Below are 24,807 nucleotides of genomic sequence, written 5' to 3'. Positions count from 1 at the left end.
GAAATGGATTTTCAAATTAATGGTATTGCATTACCGAATGAAGATGGTTTTTTTGGTGAATATGGTGGCCAATTTATTCCGCCGCATTTAAAAATTGCGATGGATGAAATTAATGTTGCTTATGAAGAAATTCGTCATACCTCTGAGTTTAAGGATGAGTTGGCTGATTTATTTGCCAACTATGTTGGTCGTCCAAGTCCATTATTCCATGCAAAACGATTATCTGATCAATTGGGTGGTGCGCAAATTTATTTAAAGCGCGAAGATTTAAATCACACGGGTGCGCATAAAATTAATCACTGTTTAGGTGAAGCTTTACTTGCTAAATATATGGGGAAAAGTAAAGTTATTGCGGAGACTGGTGCAGGGCAACATGGTGTAGCTTTGGCGACAGCGTGTGCTTTGGTCGGGATTCCATGTGAAATTCATATGGGACAAGTCGATATTGAAAAAGAGCATCCTAATGTCGTTAAAATGAAAATTTTGGGTGCAAAACTTGTTTCAGTAACGCGTGGTACAGCAACCTTGAAAGATGCTGTAGATAGTGCATTTGAAGAATATTTGAAAGACCCACAAAACTTTATTTATGCGATCGGCTCAGTGGTTGGGCCACATCCTTTCCCAAAAATGGTTCGTGATTTTCAAGCCATTATAGGTGATGAAATCAAGATTCAGAGTAATGCACGCTTTAGTCGTCATCCTGATTATATTGTGGCGTGTGTGGGTGGTGGTTCTAATGCCATAGGTGCTTTCACTGCTTTTTTAAATGAAGCTGATGTGAAACTTGTGGGAGTGGAACCTGCAGGACATGGTTTGGATACAGATATGCACTCAGCTACCTTAACCTTAGGCAAGCCAAGCCAACTGCATGGTATGGCATGTTATGTGCTTGAGGATGAGCAGGGGGAGCCATTGCCTGTGCATTCGATTGCATCTGGCTTGGATTATCCAGGAGTGGGGCCACAACACAGCTTCTTAAAAGATTTGGGGCGTGTGGAGTATTCAACGGCAACGGATCAAGAATGTTTAGATGCCTTTATGATTTTGTCCCGTGTAGAAGGAATCGTGCCGGCTTTAGAGAGTTCACATGCAGTCGCGTGGGCTTTACGTGAAGCGCCTAAGATGTCAAAATATATTAATATTGTTGTGAATTTATCTGGTCGTGGTGATAAAGATGCTGATTATGTGGCTGAAAAATTAGGATTAAACTAAAGCATTGGGCGTAGTCTTTTTTGAAAGATAAAAAATAAAAAAACCTCTCATATTGAGAGGTTTTTTATTGAATAAATTTAACCTGAAATATATTGTTGTAATTGGTCAATTAATTTACGTTGATCTTCCATTGTTGCTTTGACTAAATCACCAATAGAGATAAAGCCGATTAAGAATCCTTCTTCTAGGACAGGTAAATGACGTAGGTGACGATTGGTCATGAGTTCCAAGCACTCATCAACAGTATTGCTGCGTGTGACTGAAATTACTTTGCTCGTCATAATTTCAGCAACAGTCGTGTGATCAGATGTTCGCTGCATTAAAGCAATTTTTCGAGTGTAATCTCGTTCAGAAAGAATGCCGACCACTTTGGAGTCTTCTGAAACCACGACTGCGCCAATACCCTTATTGGCCATAAGCGTAATTGCTTCAAGTACTGTTGCTGATGGTGAAATGGTGTAAATTTCTTGACCTAATTTATTTTGAATCACTTGTGCAACTGTGGTCATATTCTTTTTCCTCTATTCATTTTATTTTGAATCTCACATACCTTTAAATTAGCTGTATTTTTAAAGAATGCAAATACTTTCCAGTCATAAGATGGTAATTTTCTCACTTATGTCAATTTTTAAATCAAAATGATGACAGTTATTTGAATGAGATGTTCGATCTTTCAGTATTTTGCTAAAAATGCTGTATTGATTGGATTGCTGTTTCAAAAACTGATTAAGGGTAGGTTTTAGCCATGTACGTGTGAGGAGTTAAAGTGACTCAATTTTTGCTCGCAATGTGATCTATTTTAATTCAGATCACATTGATTATAGATTTTTGTACGGAAGTTGAAATTGTTGTTCGTGTTTATCTGAATGTGATCTGTTGGATAACAGAGTGAAAAAAACGCCACCTAGGTGACGTTTTACTAAGCTTGCATCGTGGCCATTTTTTGCCAGTATTGTGCTTTCATTGAGTCACGTTCTACACGGAAACCTTGGAAATAGAGCTCTGCAAGAAACATTGCTGCTTTGCCATGTCCAGCACGTGCTGCTTCTTCTAACTGTTGTACTGCATCTACAAAAATCATTTCACATTGAATCGTATTTACAGCATTTGCGTATACATGCTCTAAGTCATGATGGGAAAATTGTTGAATCATATAAAACTCCTTATTGTAATTATGATTGCTACATCTTTAACAAACGACCAATTTGGTCTTCTTACTACTTTAACTAAGTTATATTAAACTAATATTACAAATTACTTAACTTGTCAACTAATATATGTGGGTGGTGTTGGATAATTCAAGATTACATGATTAAACAATAATCAGAAATAATTTTTATTAAAATCAATATGAGAAATATGAAAAAAGGAGAACAAAAATGACAAACACAATTGATGGGTTTAACTTCGAACTACCTCTGGCTGAGTCTCAAATTATCGCTTTGGCTCAATTCCATCGTAAACAACTTGATGAAGCAATTTATCATCAAGAAATACACCTAGGTGATTTTTGTCTTGCACAACGAAAACGCGTGTACGACTATACCAGACTTTTAGAACCTTTGCAAAAAAAGGCATTCTATCAGGCTTATGATGGCGAGTTGAGGCGCTTGGCAGATGATGATGATCTGCATCCAATGTATGCTGAAAATGGTTTAAGTATTTTTACCGTTTTTTTAGCATTAGCTATTATCGCGATTATTTTATATTTTGCGGTAATTCGCGCATTAGTGGGTTAGTACATATAAATCGACTTAAAATGACCTGACTAGTAATGATTTATTTGGCTAGTCAGGTAATCAAGTCTTTTACTTTTCGTTGAGCAATATTAAACTACGCGCAATTCGAGGTAGTTCATGCTCATTTCTAAAGATCAGTTTTTAAAGTTTAAATCTAAATTCAATTTGGAAGATGTACTTAATACAGTGGTCGTTCTGGTTATTCTAAGCATTATTTTTTGTGCTGTACTGGCATTAAAGCGACCGATTGAATCACAAAAATATCACAAAGTTATGCTTCTCACAGAACAGTACACTTATCCTGCAACGCAAAAAATGGCAAATCATTTGATTTTGCAAGATGATATTGTTACGTCAGATTATTTTAGATTGATGTGGGCGCATCGTACAGAATCGTCTAAAGTAAAAGAATATCCAGCTATGGCACAGGATGATGCAGAGCAAGCAAATTAATTCTTATAGGAAAAATACAAAATCAGCGTGCAGTCAGTCATTACAAGGCGTAAAATTTTGCTGAGATTAAGTGTCGTATTCAGTAGAGTTTTGAGTGCAAATTCAAAAAGTGTCATTACAGCGCGAATGGTATGGATTCTATGTTAAACTTGTTCCTTTACGCTATGCTTTTCAAGGATTCGGCATGCAACAACAGCAAAATAAATTTTTGATTGATGCGGATATCGGTGATGACGATATCACTTTACCTAGTTTACCAGCCGTTAATGTGCCTATTATTGAAACTCAAAGCATCGAAAGTAGCCCAAAAGAAGCTAAAGTTACTGAGCAAGGCATAAGTGCAACAATCGAATCAGAAAGTCTAGCTGAAGTTCAGGAAAAAGAAAAAGGCGGTTTTTTTAGCCGAATGAAAGAAGGTTTGAGCAAGTCACGCAAAAACCTTGCTGATGGAATGGTTAATATTCTGATCGGTGGTAAAGAAATTGATGATGAATTGCTTGAGGAAGTTGAAGAGCAATTACTGGTTGCTGATATTGGGGTAGAGGCTACTAAAACAATTATCACCAATTTAACTGAGCGTACTGCTCGTGGCGATTTAATTTATTCACATTCACTCTATAAAGCACTACAAGAAGAGTTGGTTGCTTTACTTGCACCACGGGTAAAACCTTTACATATTGATCCTAATAAGACGCCATTTGTTATTTTGGTGGTTGGTGTAAATGGTGTGGGTAAAACTACAACAATTGGTAAACTCGCTAAGCGTTTACAAGGTGAAGGTAAAAAAGTGATGCTTGCTGCAGGGGATACGTTCCGTGCCGCAGCAACGGAACAGTTGGAAATTTGGGGCGAGCGTAATAATATTTCTGTCGTGGCACAAGGTCATGGTGCTGATAGCGCATCTGTGATTTTTGATGCCTTTGAAAGCGCACGTGCCAAAGGTATCGATGTTCTGATTGCTGATACTGCAGGTCGTTTACACAATAAAAGCCATTTGATGGAAGAGCTTAAAAAAGTTAAACGAGTAATGCAAAAAATTGATGCAACTGCACCGCATGAAATCATGTTGGTGGTTGATGCAGGGACTGGTCAGAATGCCATTAACCAAGTCGAAATGTTTGATGAGGCTGTCGGTTTAACGGGTCTGACCATTACCAAACTTGATGGTACTGCCAAAGGTGGCGTACTGTTTAATATTGCAAGTCGTACGCATGTGCCTATTCGTTTTATTGGTGTTGGCGAAAAAATTGATGATTTGCGTCCATTCTCGGCAAAATCATTTGTTGCTGCTTTGTTTGAGACAGATAAATAAGCGTGTAATGATTAATTGTTGAAAGCGATATATTTCACATAAACTCCGCCAAGTGCGGAGTTTTTTTGCTTTAAATTATCTATTTGATTTAAAAAGAAACATAATAAAATATTTATTTAAATATCTCTGTAAATATAAAGTTAAAATACCTACAAAATGTATGCCTTTAGGCAACTTGGTTGGGAAAAATAAAATGGCATTATTAACAAAATTAAGTCAGGTGCTGACTACTGATATATCAACAGATTTTATGTTCAAAAAGAAGAAGACTGAATTTACAGAATATAGCTTGCTTGATGATATGAAAAAGCGGCGTAGTGTTTATAAATTAAGTAATCGTGTTATTCAAAGTCGTGAATATTTAACTGATTTAATTAAAGAAGCTGTACATTGTTGTCCTTCAGTACTCAACTCACAAAGTGTGCGTGTGGTGATCTTATATGAAGATACACATTACCAATTTTGGCAATTGGTGAAAGAGGTACAGCGTACGCAGGTGCCTGCACATATTTATGAAGGTGTGGCGCTAAAAGTGGATCGTTGTGCTGAAGCGTATGGCACAGTTTTATTTTTTGAAGATCAAGAGATTGTAAAAAATTTGCAAAAGCAAAAACCTTTACAAGCGGAAGAGTTTAAACGGTGGTCAGAGCAAACTTCTGGAATGGCGCAGTTTGCAGTATGGACGGCATTATCAAGTATAGAATTGGGTGCCTCATTACATCATTACAACCCTGCAATTAACACAGAATTGACTACATTTTTACAGCTACCTAAAAGTTGGGAGCTTAAAGCACAATTAATTTTTGGTTCTATCTTAGTTGCACCTGAACCCAAAGAGCGAAAAGAGGATGATGTGTTATTTCGGGTGTTTTTCTAAGGAGATGGCTGTTATTTGGGTTAATCATTTTTAAAAATTAATTGATATCAATATAATGTATGTTATCTAGACTATAATCTTTAAAAGCATCTTATTGTTCTAAAATTAGAACACTTTGTTATTCTTATAAGGCTGACGTCCATTTAAAGAATGCAATACACTACGATCATCTTAAAGAATACGACCATTGGTCATAGAAGGATTGTAAGTATGTCATTTTTAGATCAAATCAAACAACGTCGCTCAATTTATGCAATTGGTAAAAATGTAACTTTAGAGCAAGCGAAAATTGAAGACATTATTAAAGAAGCAGTAAAACAGAGTCCATCCTCTTTTAACTCACAATCTTCACGTGCAGTCATTTTATTTGGTGATTCTCATGTTCAATTTTGGACGATTGTTTTAGAAACGTTGCGTAAAATCGTACCTGTCGAAGTATTTGAAGGTACCAGTGCAAAATTAAACAGCTTTATTGCTGGTGCAGGCACTGTTTTATTTTATGAAGATATGGATGTTATTACAGATCTACAAGAAAAATTTGCTTTGTATGCAGATAACTTCCCTGTTTGGGCAGAACATTCTACAGCCATTGCACAATTTGCGACTTGGACTGCATTACATGAAGCAGGTATTGGAGCGTCATTACAACACTACAATCCAATTGTAGATACAGAGGTTGCTGAAATATTTGATGTTCCTGCAAGTTGGAAATTACGTGCTCAACTGGTTTTTGGTTCAATTGAAGCACCTGCTGCTGAAAAAACATTTATGGATGATGCAGTCCGTTTTAAAACATTTAACTAAATAAAGTAATTGATGTTTAAAAAGAACGTTTTGGCGTTCTTTTTTTTATGCAACAATGTTTCTGTCTGAGAGTAATCATCACTTTTTTTATTTGAGGAGTTCAGCCTTAATCTACATGTATGTTGTCATAAATTCGTCATCATTACATTGCATAGTGCATTAAATTTTACAGTTTTTGACAGCAGAGTAGATTATATGACATTCAAGTTAAGCGTGGCTGCATTAAGTTTAATGATGAGTAGCTCCATTTTTGCAGCAGTGACGCTTTCAGTACCAGAAGAAATTGTCATGTTGGCAGTGAATGATCAGGAAATTAATGCTGGATTTTTAAGAAATCATAAAAATGATTATAAAGTGGATGCTGGGAATATTTCTTTAAGTGTGCGGTATCAACAGTATTTTGAACATTTGAACGGTGAGCATGATATTTTGAAGTCAGGTGTGGTAACGATTGAAGCACCTAATTTGCAAGATGGACAAGCTTATACATTGGCATTGGTCAATCCACCCAAAAGTTTTGATGCAGCAAAAGCTTATGCAGTACAACCAACGATCGCGATATATGATAAAAATAACCAACTCTTGGTGCAGCAAATGGGTGCGAATAATCAAGCAAAACCGTGGTTAAGTAGTGGAGTGTTTGGTCAGGTATTGGATTTAACACAAAAGAAAAGTACCAATCAGCCTGCGGCAATGTATGCACAAAACTTATCTTTACCAACAGTTGCTGCTACTCCAGTAGTGAGTCCACAAGCTAATACTATGTCTAACTCAGTAGATCAGCAATTAATTCAAGTTTGGCAAAAAGCAACTAAAGTGGAACGCCAACGTTTTATGAGTTGGTTGGCTGAGCAATAGTTGAGGTAATCGTTAATCAAAATAAATAATGATGATAAGGAAAAGTGTTTTGAACGGCTTTTGAAATTTTAAGTGAAATTTAACTCCATTAGTCGTTTTGATTTAAATTAATTTAGGGTGATTATTGATATTATTTTTTAATCAAACATTTAAATTAAAATAATAAATTTGCTGAAATTGCTCGAATTATCTCTAAGCGGAAATAACTCTGCATAACTTCATTCACTAATAGGTAAAAAACCAGTATCCTTAGACCTGTCACTAGGAGCATCCATGTATCAGGTACTTGCACGTAAATATCGTCCACGCAACTTTAACGAATTGGTTGGTCAAAATCATGTATCACGTGCTTTGACCAGTGCCTTAGATCGTGGGCGTTTGCATCATGCGTATTTGTTTACAGGAACTCGCGGCGTTGGTAAAACCACGATTGCACGTATTTTGGCAAAATGTCTCAATTGTGAAACTGGTATTACATCGACACCTTGTGAAGTGTGTGCAACGTGTACTGCTGTAAATGAAGGGCGTTTTATCGATCTGATTGAAATCGATGCGGCATCTCGAACTAAAGTGGAAGATACTCGAGAGCTGTTAGATAATGTTCCTTATGCGCCGACTCAAGGACGTTTTAAAGTTTATCTGATTGATGAAGTGCACATGCTTTCAACGCATTCATTTAATGCGCTGCTTAAAACGCTAGAAGAACCACCTGAGCATGTGAAATTTTTATTTGCCACCACAGATCCACAAAAATTACCAATTACGGTGATTTCACGTTGTTTGCAGTTTACTTTACGCCCATTGGCCGTAGATGAAATTACCCATCATTTAACGGATATTTTAAAGAAAGAAGACATTCAATCTGAGCAAGATGCACTGTGGCAATTGGCTGAATCGGCTCAAGGTTCATTACGCGATGCATTGTCTTTAACCGATCAAGCGATTGCTTATGGTCAAGGTGCGATACATCATCAAGATGTCAAAGAGATGTTGGGTTTAATCGACCGAACCATTATTTATGATTTAATTTTAGCGATTCACCAAAATCAACGTGAACGCGTAAGCCAACTGTTATTGCAATTTAGACAGCAAGCCTTAGATGTGTCTTTGGTTTTAGATCAATTTATTTCAACTTTGCATGAATTAGCAATGTTGCAATATTTACCCGATTTAAGTCTGAAATACAGTGCTGAAATTAATAAAAAAATCATGCAATTATCTCAGTTGATTTCTGCTCAAGATTTACAGTTGTATTATCAAATTGCATGTAAAGGTCGTGCTGAATTGCAAATTGCAGTCACGCAAGAGCAAGGTTTTGAAATGACCATTCTGCGGTTATTGGCTTTTAGACCGTTACAGGTTAATGAAATTTTAGTGTCCAGTACGCAGATTGTACCTTCAGAAGCTACACAACCTCAAATCGTGAATAATGAAACACATTCCACTCACCAAAATACGATCGTAGTTCAAGAGCAAAATTCTCAACCTCAACATGTTCAAACTCATCAGATCGATGATCTACAGAATTCTCAAGTTGATGGATTTAATCAGCCAGAAGACATTATAGAGGATCAACAGCAGAATACGCACGAACCGAGTAGCGATGATTTTTTAGATGAGCCGATTGAAGCGCAAAGTATTGAGTCTGTAGAGCAGCCTAGTGATGTCCAAGAAATTGAGCAGACGCAGTCAGTAACTGAAAATATCACGCTAGAAACAGAGCCTGAATTATCATTGTTTGGGGGAGAATCACTCCAAAATAATACACCAATGATAGCTGTTAATGTGTCAAATCATAATTCTGATGTTTTCTTTTTAGCACCAGAACTCGAGGCGCAAGCAGATGTAGTTTCTTCAGCGTTACTTGAAGATACTCAAGCTGTCAAAAACGTAGATGTTGATGTTGCATTGTCTGTGAATCAACCTGAACGATCACATGCTGTTGCAACAAATCAAACACCACAAGAGATTTTAAAGCTCGTTCCACAAGTTTTAGAAGGTGAATGGAATGTCGATAAGTGGGAATATTGGTTTAGAAATAGTGCACTTTCACCTGCGGTTCAGGAGTTGGCTCAGCATGGCGTGATGACTGGTCATATTGATGGTGAATCGCTGTTTCATATTCCGCAAAAATATGAAAAGTTATTGTTTCAAGCTCAACATGACTTAGAAGCAGAATTAAAGCAAAAATGGCCTAATTCACGTTTCTTGGTACAATATGGTAATGTTGATGAAATTACGCCTTTCAATATGCAAAACGAACGAAAAATAAAAGCTTTTGATCGTGCTGCTGTTATGTTGCATCAAGAGCCTGTAGTGAAAAATTTGGTCGAGATGTTTGATGCAGGTTTACAAAATATCCAATTGAAATAAAACCTTGTTTTCTTTAATTTTAAATAAGCCTACGGGCTTATTTTTTTATCATCACTTTGAAATATTAATGTAATTCTAATGTCACCTGCGCAGTCTAGTTTATTCTAAACTTTGTTAGGTTCATTTATATGTTTATACCGTTTCAGCGATATTTTGCTTTTATTTTTATTCTTCCTTTAATTTCGGTGCTCACTGCTTGTAATGATTCTAAAGAAAATCAAGTGGTATCTCATCCAGATACATCTAAAAAGCCTGTGATGCGTTGTGCTCCGTAATTAATCAAGGAAAGAATAATGATTAGTCGTCGTAAATTTTTATCAAACACAATTAAGACGGGTTTTGGTGCAGCTGCGCTAGCCTCATTCCCTGCCAGTATTCAAAAAGCTTTAGCCATTCCTGCAAATAATAAAACAGGCACAATTCAAGATGTTGAACATGTCATTATTCTTATGCAAGAAAATCGGTCATTTGATCACTATTTTGGAACTTTAAAAGGTGTGCGTGGTTTTGGTGACCGTTTCACAGTCCCACTGGCTAATGGGCGTTCTGTCTGGCAGCAACAGCGTAGTAATGGCAATGTTTTAACGCCTTATCACTTGGATGGAACGGCAAACAATGCGCAGCGTACCAGTGGTACACCACACTCATGGAGTGATAGTCAAAAAGCTTGGGACAATGGGCGAATGGCAAATTGGCCTACGCATAAAACCGATACTTCAATGGGGTATTTTAAAGAGCAAGAAATTCCATACCAGTTTTCTCTAGCCAATGCCTTTACAATTTGTGATGCATATCATTGTTCGATGCATACAGGTACGGATGCAAATCGCTCATTTCATTTGACTGGAACCAATGGTGCGACAGCAACAAACACCTCCTTTGTAAATAATGAGTGGGATTGGGTTGATGGAAATCCAGCCACTGTAAATATAGGTTATACGTGGAAAACTTATGCTGAGCGCTTAGAAGAGGCAGGCGTGAGTTGGATGTGCTACCAGAATATGCCCGATGAATGGGGTGATAATATGTTGGGGGCATTTCAAACCTTTAAGAAGGCGAATATAGATTCAGGTTATCCAGTCTGTAGTGGGGGTGCTCCAAACAGTCCATATGCACAAACAGGGCAAGCTCTACCTTATAAAGCTTATAATCATGATACTGATAATGCCAAAAATCCCTTATATAAAGGTATTGCAAATACTTTGCCGGGAACCAAGCCTGAAGAATATTTAGATGCATTTAAAAATGATATTAAAACTGGAAAATTGCCACAAGTTTCATGGGTTAATGCGCCATCAATTTACTGTGAGCATCCTAGTCCTTCAAGTCCAGCTCAAGGAGCATGGTTTATTCAAGAGATCATTGATGCATTAACTGCTGTGCCAGAGGTTTGGAGTAAAACAGTAGTGTTGATTAACTTTGATGAAAATGATGGTTATTTTGACCATGTACCATCGCCATCTGCACCTTCATTCCAAGCGGATAAAACCTATGCGGGTAAATCGACTTTAAGTGATGCGGAGATGCAATATGAATATTTTGTACATGATGCACCGCTTGGAAGTACCAAACAACCAAAGAAAGATAATGCTGTTTATGGCCCAGGACCACGTGTTCCATTATTTGTGATTTCTCCATGGAGTCGTGGTGGTTGGGTTAATTCTCAAGTTTTTGATCACACATCAGTATTAATGTTTTTAGAAAAACGTTTTGGGGTGAAAGAAACCAATATTAGCCCTTATCGCCGTGCTATTTGTGGGGATTTAAGCAGTACTTTTAATTTTAAAACACCAAATGAAGAGCCATTACCACAATTAAGCGGTAAACAAACTCGTGACCAAGCTGATCAATTACGTCAAAGTCAGCAATTATTGCCTGCTGTACCTATTCCAAGTGACATTAAGCTTCCAATTCAACAAAGTGGAATCCGTCCATCTCGTGCATTACCTTATGAATTACACACCAGTGCTCGTTGTCAGGTAGATGGCAATATCAAACTGCTATTTTCAAATACGGGAACACAGGGAGTTGTATTCCATGTCTATGACAAATTGAATTTGACTCGGATTCCTCGTCGTTATGTTGTTGAAGCTGGAAAAAGTATAGATGATGTATGGAATGTGAATAAAGATAATTTGGGAATGTATGACTTATGGGTTCTTGGTCCCAATGGATATCATCGTCATTTTAAAGGTGATATTAATACGTTGGCGGATGCTCAAGTGAATCCTGAGATTCACGTTTGTTATGACATTGCAAATGGTCATGTATATGTTGATTTAACTAATTATGGTCTGAAAGATACGGAATTCAGTATCACTTCAATTGCTTATCGAATGGACCCTGTACAGAAAATTATTGTTAAGGCAGAGCAAACAGTGACTCGACATTGGAATTTAAAAGATGTGGGGTGTTGGTATGATTTTGCTGTGACCTGTAATAGTGATCTTAAGTTTTACCGACGTTTTGCAGGGCGGGTTGAAATAGGTGAGCACTCTGTCAGTGATCCCGCAATGACCTACTTCTTGAATGGATAATGATTTTTAATAACTCATCCCATTTCTATCCAACGTGGTCTGATTGCTAATTCGATAGAAATGGATTCAAAGCATCACGCATTTCTTGTGGAAGCGGGGTGCTTTTTTTACTGTGGCGATCCACAAAAACATGAACGAAATGACCTTGTGCAGAGGCTTGTTCTTGCTCCTGTTTAAAAATAGCCAATTCATAGGTTAATGAAGAATTCCCCATTTTTTGAATGGCAACACCCACCTCAATAATTTCAGGATAAGTCAGTTCTTGTAAAAAGTGACAAGATGAATTTACGACTAAACCAATAATAGGTGAGTGATGAATATTGAAAGCTGCTTTTTGAATGAGTAAGGCATTTGCAGCTGTGTCAAAATAACTATAGTACATCACGTTATTCACATGACCATAGATGTCATTGTCTGCCCAGCGGGTTTGAATCGCGAAGAAAAAAGTATATTGAGAACGTAATTGCGTTTTAGGTTTCATAAGCGATAAATTTTTATATGTGGATATTATAAAAGGCTATTCATAAATAGCGCGATAAATATTTAATGCATCCGCATGTACTAATTCACGGGGATTATTTTGCAGTAAGCGTGTTTGGAGCATGGCATCTTGTGCCAAAATTTCTAAGTGACCTTTAGGTACATGAAGATCTTTGAGTTTTAAAGTTAATCCACTTTCTGCTAAATGCTGTTGCATATGGTCAATAAATAAATCAGATAAGCCATCGATACTGCCTTGGCTAAAGGGGTTAATACATTGCATCAGCTCAGCATAATGTTGTTTTGCTTCTGACATATTAAATTTCATGACTTCAACTAAAACCAGTGCATTGGTATGACCATGAGACAGATGAAAATGCCCACCGAGTGGATAGGCTAATGCATGTACAGCGCCAACAGGTGCGTTGGCAAAAGCCTGTCCTGCAAGCATAGAGCCTAAGAGCATATTTTGCCGTGCTTCTAAATTTGAACCATCTTTCAGAACCAGTTTTAAATTTTTATGCAGTAATTTTAAGGCTTGTTTTGCGAGCATATCCGTATAAAAATTCTTTTTTATTTTAGAGGTATAGGCTTCTATTGCATGCACCATCGCATCAATGCCAGTTGCAGCGGTGATATGTGCAGGTAATCCTTGGGTGAAGTTTGCATCCAAAATAGTAACATCGGCATAAAGTACTGGAGATACAATGCCTGTTTTTGTGGTTTCACCAGTAGTGACAATTGCAATAGGTGTAACTTCTGAACCCGTTCCTGCTGTTGTTGGAATGAGAATCAATGGTAGGCGAGGTCGTTTGGCATTATTTACACCATAAAGTGCTTGAATTGGTTGTGTTTGTCGTGGGTCTGCAAGTATGGCAATGACTTTTGCGACATCCATTGAACTGCCACCCCCAAATCCAATAATGGCATCGACTTGTTCCGACTTGGCGAATGCTACAGCTTGTAAAATGATTGCTTCAGATGGATCTGCTTGAACATCTGCATAAATCACAACAGGTAGTTTGATTTGATCAAGTATATCAATAATAGGAAGATGCAATTGATGTCGAATCATGCCGGCATCAGTCACAATTAATATTTTTTTATAAGATTGTTGCGTAAAAATTGTTTTGAGTTCTTGAATAGAGCCTAGACCAGAAATGATGTTAGAAACAGTTTGGAATTGAAAGTGGCTCATATGTATTTTCCTTAATCTTTCATCGTAAATTAAACATTATTGTTTTGTAGTTCTATAGGATTCGCCTTGTAAATAACTTAACATAACAGCCTTGAAAAGAAATGAACTTTTGAGGTTGTTATGCCGTCCAAAACGCCATACAAGGTGTTATGTGTGTGTTTAGGAAATATATGTCGTTCACCCACGGCTGAAGTCGTTTTGCGACATTATTGTGACAGGCAGCAACTGGCTATTTTTATCGATTCCGCTGGAACAAGTAATTATCATCCCAATAAAGCACCTGACTTACGCAGTCAAAAACACGCATTAAGACGGGGTTATGATTTATCTTCTTTGCGTGCACGGCAGCTAAAAATAGCGGACTTTGTGGAGTTTGATTTAATTTTGGCTATGGATTTTGAAAATTTAAGTGAAATTCAAGCTTTAATGCAACAAGCAAAGCATGAAATGAAGCACATCCGTGCCAGAGTTGCTTTGATGAGCGAACATGATCTGAGCTATCCAAAACAAGCATTACCTGATCCTTATTATGGTGGCGATGATGGATTTGAACAGGTGTTGGATCAGTGCGAGTCTAGTAGCATAGCTTGGGTGAATATTTTTAAGCAACATTTACAGTAAAATAAAAGGAACATGATGAATATTCAGCAACAGGTTCAGCTTAGACCTTTTAATACTTTAAATTTAGATGCGATAGCTTCACATTATGTCAAAATTCATTCTACAGATGATGTCGTGGATGCTATTCATTTTGCACAAACACAACAGTTAAATATTCTTATTTTATCGGGTGGCAGTAATATGTTATTGCCACAACAATTGCATGCTTTGGTCATGCACATGGATATTCAGGGCATTGAATTTTTAGCTGAAGATGAGTTAACCAAAACCATTAAGGTGGGTGCAGGACAAGTTTGGCATGACTTTGTGTTATGGACTACAGATCAGCAGTTGTATGGTTTACAAAATTTAGCCTTGATTCCTGGGTTGGTTGGCGCTTCACCTGTGCAAAATATTGGTGCCTATGGTGTAGAAGTGGGAGAATTTATTGAATCTGTCGATGTATATGATCGTCATTTAAATCAGTTCACGACTATTCAGATGGAAGATTGTGATTTTGCTTATCGGCATAGTATTTTTAAAACTAATCCAAACCGTTATGTAATTAGCCATGTGGTCTTTAAACTGCTTAAAACGCCAGATTTGAAAATGAATTATGGCGATTTAAAAACTGCAATGATGGATGAACTCACGGCAAAAAATTTACAAGAACAAGTGATTCGCATTCGTCAAAGTAAACTTCCAGATCCTCAAGAGTTTCCAAATGTGGGGAGCTTTTTCAAAAATCCGATTATTTCTGAACATGATTTGCAGAAAATTATGATTGATGCACCTAGTATTCCGCATTATCCACAAAATCATGGTTGTGTTAAAATTGCAGCAGGTTGGTTGATTGATCAGTCTGGTTGGAAAGGAAAAAAACTGGCTCAAGTCGGAATGTTTGATAAGCAAGCTTTGGTTCTTGTGAATTATGCAGATGCAACATTGAAAGAAGTGCAAGCGACTTATCACGCTGTTCAACACGATGTATTTAAAAAATTTAATATTTTATTAGAACCTGAACCTGTATTATTTAATGAAGTCGGTTTAATACAATCACATTTGAGTTAAGGTTTATGCGAAAGCTGCATTGGATGATCAAATTGGTACGAATGGCGGCAATATTATTTGTACTTTTGGCATGTCTGGTGGTTTTCTGGTATACGCCGTTTTATTCAAACTTAATTGTTAAAGCTTTAGATCAATTTGTACCTATAGAAGTTAATCGAGTTGCCGCTAAAAGCCAGCAAATGGCGTCTTTAACAGATACTGAAGACTTAGAACCAGGGTCGGATGAATGGATTGCTCGACAAGCGTATCTTACGGTGGTTGAAGATGCAATTAAGCATCAGAATTCACAAGCGTTAGCATTGATTCAAGCCCGTTATAAAGTGTTGCAAGCAGATATTCAAAAAGAACAAGCAGAGGAAGATGAGTCACAAGAAAAGCCTCATATTCCTCTAATGCTTAAGCCTGAAAATGCGACATCGGAAGTTCAAGCGACTTTTGCTAAAATAGATGTGGCTGAACTTTTAACGCAAAATAGTGATGATGATAAAGCGTTAATGGATAAGTATGTGCATTTTTTAAAAAGCTATCAAATAGCTGAAAGTGCTGAACAGTTATCTGTAGATCAACAAGTTTATAAAGATATTGCATTAATACAGAATCAAAATGAAGATAAAAAACGGACGTTGTCACAACCTTATGCCATTGTTGTCGTAGGTGGTGGTTTGACACTGGATAAAAATCAAAAAGATATTATTGTAAATGACTATACAAGATTACGATTAGAAACTACGTTAAAGATTCGAAAAGCAACCAAGCTTCCGATCGTATTGAGTGGTGTGGAAGCACCTTATATGCAAAAATGGTTAAATGCGCGTGGAGTTGATGCCAACTTATTAGAAAATAGTAGTATGAATACCTGTGAAAACACCAGATTTAGTTCATTACTTTTACAAAAAAAAGGCGGCGCGCCGACTGTGTTATTGGTGACTGATCGATATCATATGCCCAGAACACGGCGTTTATTTGCTCTTAACGGTGTCGAAACAATTGCGGTTGAAGCACCAATGCCGACCCAATTAACCGAATGGAAACCAAGCAAATTGAATTATGACCATAGTCGTAGAGCAAATTATGAAATGCTTGCGACCATACGTGATGTACTTTTTGGAACCAGCGGTTGTAGGGAGGTACCATAAATGTCAGATATTCCTTTTTTAAATCCAGTTATTTTAAAGCAGCTTGATTTACCCGTACCAAGTCGGGATGTAACACCACAATTATTAGAACCTTTAAATTTAAATCGAGTATTTATTCCATCACGAGAAATTCAAGCCTATTGCCGATTGTATGGTTTTGATCAACTTAATTGTGAGCACTGGCAAGGCTATATCAAAATGCCGCTGTTTAAATTGCATGTACACGTATTCCAGCCGAAAATTGAAAAAAGTAAAGGCACGGTTTGTCTATTGCATGGTTATTTAGAACATAGCGGAATTTATCAGCCCATCGTCAAAGAACTTTTAGAGCAGGGCTTTAGTGTTCTGACATATGATTTACCGGGCCATGGTTTAACCGATGGTTCTCCTGCAAATATTCAAAGTTTTGACCATTATCAAGACGTTCTGCATGCAGTCTATCAATATGTTAAAAATGCAAACCAACTGCCTAAACCGTGGGTAGGAATTGGGCAAAGTACAGGCGGTGCAATCTGGATGCATCATTTATTGGAATATGCACAGCGCCGTGAAAATCCCATTGTGGAGCGCGTACTTTTATTGTCTCCATTGGTACGCCCAGCCAAATCGGCATGGTGGCATAACTCTATTGGTTTGGGGATTATTCGTCGAATTAAGCGTGAAGTACCGCGCCATTTTAGACGAAATAACCATAACCCTGAGTTTTTAAGATTTGTACGTTTAAAAGATCCATTACAACCTCGGATGATGGGAATGGATTGGATTCTTGCAATGTCAAAATGGATGCAAGAAATGGAAAATTATCCACCTTGTCGAATTCCGGTATGGTTAGCACAAGGTGCGCAAGATCAAACTGTGGATTGGCGTTACAACATTGATTTTATTCGTCGTAAATTTAGATTACAGACGTTGTTGATGTTAGAAGAGGGTTCTCATCAATTGATTAATGAGCGGGCAGATATACGTGCGGCTTTGACTGGATTAATTCCTGCATTTCTCCATGCACAATCCAGCGGTGATTATTATTAAAAAATCATCTGTATTTAAAAATTCAAGAAGATTATTAAGTGAATTTTTTTATAAAAGACTGGCAAGCCATATCATCTTGAAGTGATCTTAGCTTGCCAGTGTTCATTCCTGATAGTTAAAATCGATCTAATTGAGCTAAATTCCACATTCTAAAATAAAAATTTTCTTCATCTTTATGTTCACAATTGAGTAGTTCACCATCTTTTAACCAAAAGTGTAATTGTGCATAATTTTTAATTTCTCGGTCATTAATGCGTTGGGCTAAATGATGGGCTTTGATCTCAGCAGGGTGTTGTAAACCTGCTGCTGCTATCATTTCAGCCAGTGCTTTTAAGGTGTTTTTTTGAAAATTAAAAACCCGATCTGCTTTGGTCGGTATATCAATGGCTTTTTGGCGCTCTTTATCTTGTGTGGCAACACCGACTGGACATTGATTGGTGTGACAACTTTGCGCTTGAATACAACCAACTGCAAACATGAATCCACGTGCAGAATTGACCCAATCTGCGCCAATGGCCATAGTACTGGCAATATCAAAAGCACTAATGATTTTACCACTTGCACCGACTTTTATTTTATCTCGAAGACCTGCGCCTACGAGTGTATTATGCACAAATAATAAACCTTCACGTAATGGCGTACCCATGTGGTCAATAAGCTCAATAGGCGCTGCACCTGTTCCACCTTCAGAACCATCGATAACGATAAAATCAGGAAAGATTTGAGTATCTAACATTGCTTTGACAATGCTCATAAATTGCCAAGGCTGTCCGATACAGAGTTTAAAACCGACCGGTTTTCCTTCAGAAAGATCTCGTAATTTTTGAATAAACTGCATCATTTCTATGGGAGTAGTAAAAGCAGAATGTTTCGCTGGAGAAACACAATCTTCATCTTGGCTCACACCGCGTATTTGTGCAATTTCATCGCTGATTTTATTTTTAGGTAAAATACCACCATGACCAGGTTTAGCACCTTGGGAAAGCTTAATTTCAATCATCTTAATTTGAGGTAAAATTGCTTGTTGAGCAAACTTGTCTGGATCAAATTGTCCATCTAAAGTTCGACAACCAAAATAACCACTACCAATCTCCCAAACGATATCACCATTATTTTCTAAGTGATATGGGCTTAAACTGCCTTCACCTGTGTCATGGTAAAAGCCTCCCATTTCTGCACCTTTATTCAGTGCAAGAATCGCATTAGCGCTTAAGCTCCCAAAGCTCATTGCTGAAATATTCATAATTGAGGCGCTATAAGGTTGAGCACATTGTTCATTTCCAATATGAATACGGAATGTTTTAATGTCAGCAGGTGCACATGGAGATAAGGAATGTGTCAAAAAGCGGTAATCTTCTTGATAGACATCAATAATTGATCCAAAAGGTTTATCAGCATTTTCATTCTTTGCGCGTTGATAAACCAAACTCCGTTGTGAACGAGAGAAAGGTAAGGCATCGTTATCTGATTCAATGAAATACTGGCGAATTTCAGGACGAAAACTTTCAAAGAAAAAACGGAAATGTCCCATAATCGGATAATTTCTTAGAATGGCATGTTTATTTTGTAAGACATCGAATAAACCGACTAAGCTGAGTAAGGTGCTAATGAGCCAAATAAGATTTAAGATAGTGTCGGAAAAAAAATAATAAATAAAATGGGATTCAGTAAAGAAAATAATCCATGTCAAATAAATTGCGATAAAAATACAAGTGAACCAAATGGAGAATCTTGAAAAAAAAGTATTTAAAAGTCGACTTCTGACTGCTTGAGAGGGGCTGGCCATTGTTGTGTGATTTTCCAATGAATTAAAATATATAAACTTACGTTGCCAATAATGCTGAGTAAGCTCAAGTAATGATTTGTTGGTATTGAGAATTGTTTTTAATTATGCAAAATTGAAGACTGATTTTTTATATTAAGAAGATTCGAATGATCCAAATTAGAATTTAGATCATTCGAATCTGATGGAACTATTCTTCTACTGGTGGTAATAGCATTAAAATAGATTCATTGAGTAGATGAGCAATATCTTCAAGAATGTCTTCGTTTGCTAGTTTAGCATCCAGCAAGATCGCCTGGCCGTCTGCAATTGCTTTTAAAATTGGTGTAAATGCTTTAGAAATACAAATCGCCTCACCATTTGCCCAAAACAATAATTCATGTTCCTGTTCGGTATACAGTAAGCGCGAAGCAGGTTCTAGCATTAATAAATAGCCTTGATCTAGTGCTGCTTCTAAATCGCCTGTCCCAATTTCATCTACTTCAGGAATATTTTCTGGATACTTTGATTCAGCCATTAAACTCATAATAGCATCATCTAAAATGCTAGAATCTTGTAGGTGAGCAAGTAATTCAGCTTTTAAATAGCTTAATTCTTGGGGAGTCATTTCACCAACTTGAGTTGGGTTGGTGCGGGCAATGTCCAATAGTGGGTTACGAAGTATTGTATTTGTAGCAAATTTTTCGCTGACACGATCCATCATGTCAGAAATGTTTGGCATGCGGAAACCTAATGAGTAGGTTAGGCAATCATCTTCAGCAACACCATAATGTGATAACCCTGGTGGCACATAGAGAAAATCGCCAGGTGCCAAAACTTCATCAAAATTTACATCTATTTCAGGGAGTAATTTTAAAGGCTGTCCTGCAATAAAATCAGTGTCAGCATCGCACATTTGCCCCAACTGCCAACGACGGTGTCCATAACCTTGCACTAGAAAGACATCGTAAAAATCGAAATGTTTACCGACTGAGCCACCTTTAGGGGCATAAGACACCATAATATCGTCACGGCGCCATTGTGGAATAAAAGGAAATTTTTTCCACATTTCAGCTAGATCAAAAGAATAATGATCAATCGCTTGAACCAGTAATGTCCATAGTTTTGGCATTTTTTGGAAATCACCTTTAATTAGTGGTGATGTTTTAACAGTCCACTGATTTGGGTCTTTATCTTTTTGTTTAATTAAACGGGCTGTGACATTTTCATCGAGTGCCAACTCCATAACATCATTAGGTTCTAAAATATTGGCGATCTCAGGTAGTGCATTGCGAACCAATAATGGTTTTTTTTGCCAGTATTCTGAAAGGAATTGCTCTGCGGTAATACCGCCTAAAACGTCGATAGGTTGGGACATGGAAATAGCCTAAGTAAATTTGGGTTAATTTAATGCAAACACTAAATTTAAGGGAGTTGAATTTCGAGTTGGCGTAAAATATGACACAATTGAATCATTGGCATACCCATTAACGTGGTTTGATCTTGACCAATCATGTGCTCAAATAAGCTGATGCCTAAGCTTTCACATTTAAAGCTACCGGCACAATGTAAAGGTTGATCAATCTCAATATAACGTTCAATTTCAGCTAAAGTTAAATCTCTGAATTTGACGTGATAATGCTCGATTAAAGTCTGCTCAAAACCTGAAGCAAGATGCTGTACACTCAAAGCAGTGCTGAAATACACATTCTGACCTGAATTGGCTTGTAATTGTAGAATGGCATTTTCAATTGTCAGGGGTTTACCAATAAATTCATGTGGCATATGTTCACGCCAAGCAACTTGGTCAGAACCTATAACAATGGCATTGGGATGATCTTGAGCTATTAAATATGCTTTTTCAAAAGCCAATCTTTTAGCTAAATCATCTGCATGAGTTTCACCACGAGGAGATTCATCAATTTCAGGTGAAATACAATGATATTTCAAACCTAAACGGTTCATTAAATCCTGACGGGTTCGGCTTGATGATGCCAAAATTATTTTTGGATTATTCACTTTGCAATCAGTCATTAAACCGCATATTCCATTAAAATATCTAACGGTACATAAGATAATACAGCCTGATGACAAGCTTGTAGTTTTACATTGGGTGCCATACCTGCTTGATATGCCTCAACCCAACGCGTGACACATAGACACCAAAAATCTCCCGGTTGTAAGCCGTGGAAGTTATGTTCAGGCAGTGGGGTAATTAAATCATTGCCCACTTTCTGTGAGTAATTGAGAAATTCCGAGGTCATTTCGACACAAATAGTGTGTTGACCTAAGTCTGAAGGTGCGGTGTGGCAAAAGCCATTACGAAAATAGCCAGTAATAGGAGAGAAACAACAGCTCGCCAAAGGCTCACCTAAAACATTTAAACCGTTGATTTTTGGATCTGGATGAAATGACATAAGCACACAAGATGAATAAGTTTGAGACTATGATAATCAAAACTCAATATTTCTACAGCTTTTCTTTCAAAGAAGCTAACCTTTTTTTCAGTAATCATTTAGAATCTACGCGATTTTTAATATCTATAAAGTGAGCAATCCATGAATTTTCAGCGTATGACTGACCTTGATTTAACAGGTAAGCGTGTACTTATTCGTGAAGACTTAAACGTTCCTGTTAAAAATGGTGTGATTACCAGTGATGCTCGTTTACGTGCAGCATTACCAACCATTAAAGCTGCGCTTGCAAAAGGTGCGGCAGTGATGGTGTATTCTCACTTAGGTCGTCCAGTTGAAGGTGAACCAAAAGCGGAACAATCACTTGCTCCTGTGGCTGCTTATTTGACCGAAGCTCTAGGTCAAGATGTTAAATTATTAACTGATTATTTAGATGGCGTTGAAGTTGTTGCAGGTCAAGTGGTTTTGCTTGAAAACTGTCGTTTTAATGTTGGTGAAAAGAAAAATAATCCAGAACTTGCACAGAAATATGCCGCACTTTGCGATGTATTTGTAATGGATGCATTTGGTACAGCACATCGTGCAGAAGCTTCGACTGAAGGTGTTGCGCGTTATGCTCAAATTGCCGCAGCAGGTCCTTTACTTGCGGCTGAATTAGATGCACTTGGTCGTGCATTACAAACGCCTGAAAAGCCAATGGTTGCAATTGTTGCAGGTTCTAAAGTATCGACGAAATTAGATGTATTAACGTCTCTTGCTACAATTTGTGATCAATTGATCGTGGGTGGCGGAATTGCCAATACCTTCCTTGCAGCAGCAGGCTTCAATGTCGGTAAATCACTGTATGAAGCTGATTTATTAGATACAGCAAAGGCGATTGCTGCAAAAGTATCTGTACCACTTCCAACGGATGTTGTTGTGGCTGATGCTGCTGAAATTGATTTTTCAGATTTCTTAGGTTCTTTAACAAAAGCCAAAGCCGTAATTAAGAATGTTGCTGATGTTGCAGACAACGATATGATTCTGGATGTTGGTCCAGAAACTGCAAAAGCATTTGCTGAAATCTTAAAAATTTCAAAAACAATACTTTGGAATGGTCCAGTAGGTGTATTTGAAGTCGATCAATTTGGCGAAGGAACAAAAACACTTTCATTGGCAATTGCTGAGTCTCAAGGTTTTTCTATCGCCGGTGGTGGTGATACTTTAGCCGCAATTGATAAATATGATGTAGCTGACAAAATTGGTTATATTTCTACGGGTGGTGGTGCATTCCTTGAATTTGTAGAAGGTAAGACACTTCCTGCAGTTGCGGTATTGTTAGAACGCGCATAATTATCTGTTTTTAAGGTAATTATAAAAAAGGCTGACTTGATGTTGGCCTTTTTTTTGTTGTGGAGATTATTTGATTCATGGCTAAGTAATAAAAATGAAATATTACTGCAATAAACTCATCGCTAATGAATCTCCAATGTGAATGATGTAATGAATTTTAAATTGATCTTTGCGGCACTGATTATTACTCCTTTAGCACTTACAGCATGTTCTAAACAAGAAAAAGCACCTGCTTCAGAACAAACAACGATGAGTGAGCCTACAGTGGTAACGCCAGAACAGCAGGCAGCTATTGATGCGATTGATAAGCCAGTTTTGGATGAAAAAAACATAGATATTTCTGCCGAAAAAGCCAATGTAGCTACTGATGTTGCTACACCTGCAACTGAAGTAGAAGCATCCAAAGCGCAATAATTTGAGTAATTGTTGTATTTTGTTAAAAGTCTCCGCGAAAGCAGGGATTTTTTTTGAAAAAGTACATATTGTTGCTGAATTGAAATAAATCCACATGTAGAATACGGGGCATTACCTGGGAGGACATTATGGCTCTTATTTCATTGCGCCAGCTCTTGGATCACGCCGGCGAATACAACTACGGCGTACCAGCATTTAACGTAAACAATTTAGAACAAATGCGCGCAATTATGTTAGCCGCGGATGAAACAAATTCACCTGTGATCGTACAAGCTTCTGCGGGTGCGCGTAAATACGCAGGTGCTCCATTTTTACGCCATTTAATTTTGGCTGCGATTGAAGAATGGCCACATATTCCAGTGGTGATGCATCAAGATCATGGTACAGATCCAGATGTATGCCAACGCTCGATTCAGTTGGGCTTTTCATCAGTTATGATGGATGGTTCATTGGGTGCAGATGGTAAAACACCAACTTCATATGAATATAATGTAGACGTTACACGTCGTACTGTTGCTCTAGCACATGCATGTGGTGTTTCTGTTGAAGGTGAAATTGGTTGTTTGGGTAGCCTTGAAACAGGTATGGCAGGTGAAGAAGATGGTGTTGGCGCAGAAGGCGTACTCGATCATTCTCAACTGCTTACATCTGTAGAAGAAGCAACTCAGTTTGTTGCCGATACCAATGTGGATGCTTTGGCAATTGCAGTGGGTACTTCACACGGTGCATACAAATTCACACGCCCACCTACAGGCGATATTTTAGCCATTGATCGCATTAAAGAAATTCATGCAGCATTGCCAAACACACATCTTGTAATGCACGGTTCAAGCTCTGTGCCACAAGAATGGTTAGCGATTATTAACCAATATGGCGGCGAAATTGGCGAAACTTATGGTGTGCCTGTTGAGCAATTGGTTGAAGCAATTAAGCACGGTGTGCGTAAGATTAACATTGATACAGATTTACGCTTAGCATCTACAGGTGCAATGCGCCGTATGATGGCTGAAAAACCAAGTGAATTTGATCCACGTAAATTCTTCGCTGCAACAGTTGATGCAATGAAACAAATTTGTGTAGATCGTTATACATCATTTGGTACAGCAGGTCATGCAGACAAGATTCGTCCTATTTCTTTAGAGAAAATGGTGAGTCGTTATAAATAATCGTTAAAGGTTATCTATAATCAAAAGCCCGCATTTATTG

Annotated in this window: 24 protein-coding genes; 16 read left to right on the top strand and 8 right to left on the bottom strand. The window is 37.6% G+C overall.

Going from position 1 to position 24,807, the window contains the following annotated elements; genetic code table 11:
- Positions 1 to 3 precede the first annotated feature (3 nt).
- Positions 4 to 1,212, top strand: a complete 1,209-nt coding sequence (gene trpB, locus B9T28_RS10200) for a tryptophan synthase subunit beta (RefSeq protein ID WP_086203869.1) — start codon at positions 4 to 6, stop codon at positions 1,210 to 1,212.
- Positions 1,213 to 1,289: 77 nt separating this feature from the next.
- On the opposite strand, the gene B9T28_RS10195 is transcribed toward trpB, so the two are convergent.
- Positions 1,290 to 1,721 (bottom strand): CBS domain-containing protein, encoded by a 432-nt coding sequence (locus B9T28_RS10195; RefSeq protein WP_086203868.1) that lies wholly within the window; start codon positions 1,719 to 1,721, stop codon positions 1,290 to 1,292.
- 410 nt (positions 1,722 to 2,131) lie between these two features.
- Positions 2,132 to 2,365: a hypothetical protein gene (locus tag B9T28_RS10190; RefSeq protein ID WP_086203867.1), complete on the bottom strand. Its 234-nt coding sequence runs from the start codon at positions 2,363 to 2,365 to the stop codon at positions 2,132 to 2,134.
- Positions 2,366 to 2,591: 226 nt separating this feature from the next.
- Here B9T28_RS10190 and B9T28_RS10185 point away from each other — a divergent pair, with 226 nt between their 5' ends.
- From B9T28_RS10185 to B9T28_RS10150, 8 genes are all read left to right on the top strand, one after another.
- Entirely contained in the window at positions 2,592 to 2,951 is a 360-nt protein-coding gene (locus B9T28_RS10185) for a hypothetical protein (protein ID WP_086203866.1), read from the top strand.
- A 117-nt stretch (positions 2,952 to 3,068) separates the two neighbouring features.
- A complete protein-coding gene (locus tag B9T28_RS10180) occupies positions 3,069 to 3,404 on the top strand; it encodes a hypothetical protein (RefSeq protein ID WP_086203865.1) in 336 nt (111 codons plus the stop codon).
- A 184-nt stretch (positions 3,405 to 3,588) separates the two neighbouring features.
- Complete coding sequence (gene ftsY, locus B9T28_RS10175) at positions 3,589 to 4,716, top strand: signal recognition particle-docking protein FtsY (protein WP_086203961.1); 1,128 nt, start codon at positions 3,589 to 3,591, stop codon at positions 4,714 to 4,716.
- A gap of 193 nt (positions 4,717 to 4,909) precedes the next feature.
- Positions 4,910 to 5,593 (top strand): nitroreductase family protein, encoded by a 684-nt coding sequence (locus B9T28_RS10170; protein WP_086203960.1) that lies wholly within the window; start codon positions 4,910 to 4,912, stop codon positions 5,591 to 5,593.
- Between the two features lie 210 nt (positions 5,594 to 5,803).
- Positions 5,804 to 6,397, top strand: a complete 594-nt coding sequence (locus B9T28_RS10165) for a nitroreductase family protein (RefSeq protein ID WP_086203864.1) — start codon at positions 5,804 to 5,806, stop codon at positions 6,395 to 6,397.
- 195 nt (positions 6,398 to 6,592) lie between these two features.
- Positions 6,593 to 7,255: a YccT family protein gene (locus tag B9T28_RS10160; protein WP_086203863.1), complete on the top strand. Its 663-nt coding sequence runs from the start codon at positions 6,593 to 6,595 to the stop codon at positions 7,253 to 7,255.
- A gap of 273 nt (positions 7,256 to 7,528) precedes the next feature.
- The gene (gene dnaX, locus B9T28_RS10155; RefSeq protein ID WP_086203862.1) at positions 7,529 to 9,628 is read left to right on the top strand and encodes a DNA polymerase III subunit gamma/tau; all 2,100 of its coding nucleotides are present in this window, start codon (positions 7,529 to 7,531) and stop codon (positions 9,626 to 9,628) included.
- Between the two features lie 293 nt (positions 9,629 to 9,921).
- Positions 9,922 to 12,165, top strand: coding sequence for a phosphocholine-specific phospholipase C (locus tag B9T28_RS10150; protein ID WP_086203861.1), 2,244 nt, complete (start codon positions 9,922 to 9,924; stop codon positions 12,163 to 12,165).
- A gap of 46 nt (positions 12,166 to 12,211) precedes the next feature.
- Here the strand turns inward: B9T28_RS10150 and B9T28_RS10145 are convergent, their stop codons facing one another.
- Positions 12,212 to 12,646, bottom strand: a complete 435-nt coding sequence (locus B9T28_RS10145) for an acyl-CoA thioesterase (RefSeq protein WP_086203860.1) — start codon at positions 12,644 to 12,646, stop codon at positions 12,212 to 12,214.
- 36 nt (positions 12,647 to 12,682) lie between these two features.
- A complete protein-coding gene (locus B9T28_RS10140; RefSeq protein ID WP_086203859.1) occupies positions 12,683 to 13,843 on the bottom strand; it encodes an iron-containing alcohol dehydrogenase in 1,161 nt (386 codons plus the stop codon).
- Between the two features lie 120 nt (positions 13,844 to 13,963).
- On the opposite strand from B9T28_RS10140, the gene B9T28_RS10135 reads away from it, so the two are divergent.
- Genes B9T28_RS10135 through B9T28_RS10120 form a run of 4 tightly spaced genes read left to right on the top strand, consistent with a single transcriptional unit; the run spans position 13,964 to position 17,679 of the window.
- Positions 13,964 to 14,464, top strand: a complete 501-nt coding sequence (locus B9T28_RS10135) for a low molecular weight protein-tyrosine-phosphatase (protein WP_086203858.1) — start codon at positions 13,964 to 13,966, stop codon at positions 14,462 to 14,464.
- Positions 14,465 to 14,479: 15 nt separating this feature from the next.
- Positions 14,480 to 15,514 (top strand): UDP-N-acetylmuramate dehydrogenase, encoded by a 1,035-nt coding sequence (murB, locus tag B9T28_RS10130; protein ID WP_086203857.1) that lies wholly within the window; start codon positions 14,480 to 14,482, stop codon positions 15,512 to 15,514.
- Positions 15,515 to 15,519: 5 nt separating this feature from the next.
- Complete coding sequence (locus B9T28_RS10125) at positions 15,520 to 16,650, top strand: YdcF family protein (RefSeq protein WP_086203856.1); 1,131 nt, start codon at positions 15,520 to 15,522, stop codon at positions 16,648 to 16,650.
- Positions 16,651 to 17,679, top strand: a complete 1,029-nt coding sequence (locus B9T28_RS10120) for an alpha/beta hydrolase (RefSeq protein WP_086203855.1) — start codon at positions 16,651 to 16,653, stop codon at positions 17,677 to 17,679.
- Positions 17,680 to 17,794: 115 nt separating this feature from the next.
- On the opposite strand, the gene B9T28_RS10115 is transcribed toward B9T28_RS10120, so the two are convergent.
- The 4 genes from B9T28_RS10115 to B9T28_RS10100 all read right to left on the bottom strand — a co-directional run bounded on the left by B9T28_RS10115 (position 17,795) and on the right by B9T28_RS10100 (position 21,858).
- Complete coding sequence (locus B9T28_RS10115; RefSeq protein ID WP_086203854.1) at positions 17,795 to 19,465, bottom strand: FMN-binding glutamate synthase family protein; 1,671 nt, start codon at positions 19,463 to 19,465, stop codon at positions 17,795 to 17,797.
- A gap of 187 nt (positions 19,466 to 19,652) precedes the next feature.
- Positions 19,653 to 20,819 carry a ribosomal protein uL16 3-hydroxylase gene (locus B9T28_RS10110; RefSeq protein ID WP_086203853.1) on the bottom strand — a complete coding sequence of 389 codons (1,167 nt, stop codon included), beginning with the start codon at positions 20,817 to 20,819 and terminating at the stop codon, positions 19,653 to 19,655.
- Positions 20,820 to 20,866: 47 nt separating this feature from the next.
- A complete protein-coding gene (locus tag B9T28_RS10105) occupies positions 20,867 to 21,460 on the bottom strand; it encodes a Maf family protein (RefSeq protein ID WP_171263506.1) in 594 nt (197 codons plus the stop codon).
- A gap of 14 nt (positions 21,461 to 21,474) precedes the next feature.
- A complete protein-coding gene (locus tag B9T28_RS10100) occupies positions 21,475 to 21,858 on the bottom strand; it encodes a DUF2237 family protein (protein WP_086203851.1) in 384 nt (127 codons plus the stop codon).
- Positions 21,859 to 21,999: 141 nt separating this feature from the next.
- Here B9T28_RS10100 and B9T28_RS10095 point away from each other — a divergent pair, with 141 nt between their 5' ends.
- The 3 genes from B9T28_RS10095 (at position 22,000) to fba (ending at position 24,767) form a co-directional block, all read left to right on the top strand.
- Positions 22,000 to 23,187 carry a phosphoglycerate kinase gene (locus B9T28_RS10095; protein WP_086203850.1) on the top strand — a complete coding sequence of 396 codons (1,188 nt, stop codon included), beginning with the start codon at positions 22,000 to 22,002 and terminating at the stop codon, positions 23,185 to 23,187.
- Between the two features lie 150 nt (positions 23,188 to 23,337).
- The gene (locus B9T28_RS10090) at positions 23,338 to 23,601 is read left to right on the top strand and encodes a hypothetical protein (RefSeq protein WP_086203959.1); all 264 of its coding nucleotides are present in this window, start codon (positions 23,338 to 23,340) and stop codon (positions 23,599 to 23,601) included.
- Positions 23,602 to 23,729: 128 nt separating this feature from the next.
- Positions 23,730 to 24,767, top strand: a complete 1,038-nt coding sequence (gene fba, locus B9T28_RS10085) for a class II fructose-bisphosphate aldolase (protein WP_086203849.1) — start codon at positions 23,730 to 23,732, stop codon at positions 24,765 to 24,767.
- The last annotated feature ends 40 nt before the right edge of the window (positions 24,768 to 24,807 follow it).

Source organism: Acinetobacter silvestris (assembly GCF_002135235.1).
GTDB lineage: Bacteria > Pseudomonadota > Gammaproteobacteria > Pseudomonadales > Moraxellaceae > Acinetobacter > Acinetobacter silvestris.
Note: the sequence above shows the minus strand (reverse complement) of the source record. Positions and strands in the feature narration are given on the sequence as shown.

Coding starts and splice junctions, on each gene's coding strand:
- ftsY (WP_086203961.1), top strand. CDS start 3,589: ATGCAACAACAGCAAAATAAATTTTTGATTGATGCGGATATCGGTGAT.
- B9T28_RS10170 (WP_086203960.1), top strand. CDS start 4,910: ATGGCATTATTAACAAAATTAAGTCAGGTGCTGACTACTGATATATCA.
- B9T28_RS10095 (WP_086203850.1), top strand. CDS start 22,000: ATGAATTTTCAGCGTATGACTGACCTTGATTTAACAGGTAAGCGTGTA.
- B9T28_RS10115 (WP_086203854.1), bottom strand. CDS start 19,465: ATGGCCAGCCCCTCTCAAGCAGTCAGAAGTCGACTTTTAAATACTTTT.
- B9T28_RS10135 (WP_086203858.1), top strand. CDS start 13,964: ATGCCGTCCAAAACGCCATACAAGGTGTTATGTGTGTGTTTAGGAAAT.
- B9T28_RS10160 (WP_086203863.1), top strand. CDS start 6,593: ATGACATTCAAGTTAAGCGTGGCTGCATTAAGTTTAATGATGAGTAGC.
- B9T28_RS10185 (WP_086203866.1), top strand. CDS start 2,592: ATGACAAACACAATTGATGGGTTTAACTTCGAACTACCTCTGGCTGAG.
- B9T28_RS10150 (WP_086203861.1), top strand. CDS start 9,922: ATGATTAGTCGTCGTAAATTTTTATCAAACACAATTAAGACGGGTTTT.
- B9T28_RS10120 (WP_086203855.1), top strand. CDS start 16,651: ATGTCAGATATTCCTTTTTTAAATCCAGTTATTTTAAAGCAGCTTGAT.
- B9T28_RS10140 (WP_086203859.1), bottom strand. CDS start 13,843: ATGAGCCACTTTCAATTCCAAACTGTTTCTAACATCATTTCTGGTCTA.
- B9T28_RS10100 (WP_086203851.1), bottom strand. CDS start 21,858: ATGTCATTTCATCCAGATCCAAAAATCAACGGTTTAAATGTTTTAGGT.
- B9T28_RS10195 (WP_086203868.1), bottom strand. CDS start 1,721: ATGACCACAGTTGCACAAGTGATTCAAAATAAATTAGGTCAAGAAATT.
- dnaX (WP_086203862.1), top strand. CDS start 7,529: ATGTATCAGGTACTTGCACGTAAATATCGTCCACGCAACTTTAACGAA.
- B9T28_RS10165 (WP_086203864.1), top strand. CDS start 5,804: ATGTCATTTTTAGATCAAATCAAACAACGTCGCTCAATTTATGCAATT.
- murB (WP_086203857.1), top strand. CDS start 14,480: ATGAATATTCAGCAACAGGTTCAGCTTAGACCTTTTAATACTTTAAAT.
- fba (WP_086203849.1), top strand. CDS start 23,730: ATGGCTCTTATTTCATTGCGCCAGCTCTTGGATCACGCCGGCGAATAC.
- B9T28_RS10180 (WP_086203865.1), top strand. CDS start 3,069: ATGCTCATTTCTAAAGATCAGTTTTTAAAGTTTAAATCTAAATTCAAT.
- trpB (WP_086203869.1), top strand. CDS start 4: ATGGATTTTCAAATTAATGGTATTGCATTACCGAATGAAGATGGTTTT.
- B9T28_RS10125 (WP_086203856.1), top strand. CDS start 15,520: ATGCGAAAGCTGCATTGGATGATCAAATTGGTACGAATGGCGGCAATA.
- B9T28_RS10145 (WP_086203860.1), bottom strand. CDS start 12,646: ATGAAACCTAAAACGCAATTACGTTCTCAATATACTTTTTTCTTCGCG.
- B9T28_RS10090 (WP_086203959.1), top strand. CDS start 23,338: ATGAATTTTAAATTGATCTTTGCGGCACTGATTATTACTCCTTTAGCA.
- B9T28_RS10110 (WP_086203853.1), bottom strand. CDS start 20,819: ATGTCCCAACCTATCGACGTTTTAGGCGGTATTACCGCAGAGCAATTC.
- B9T28_RS10190 (WP_086203867.1), bottom strand. CDS start 2,365: ATGATTCAACAATTTTCCCATCATGACTTAGAGCATGTATACGCAAAT.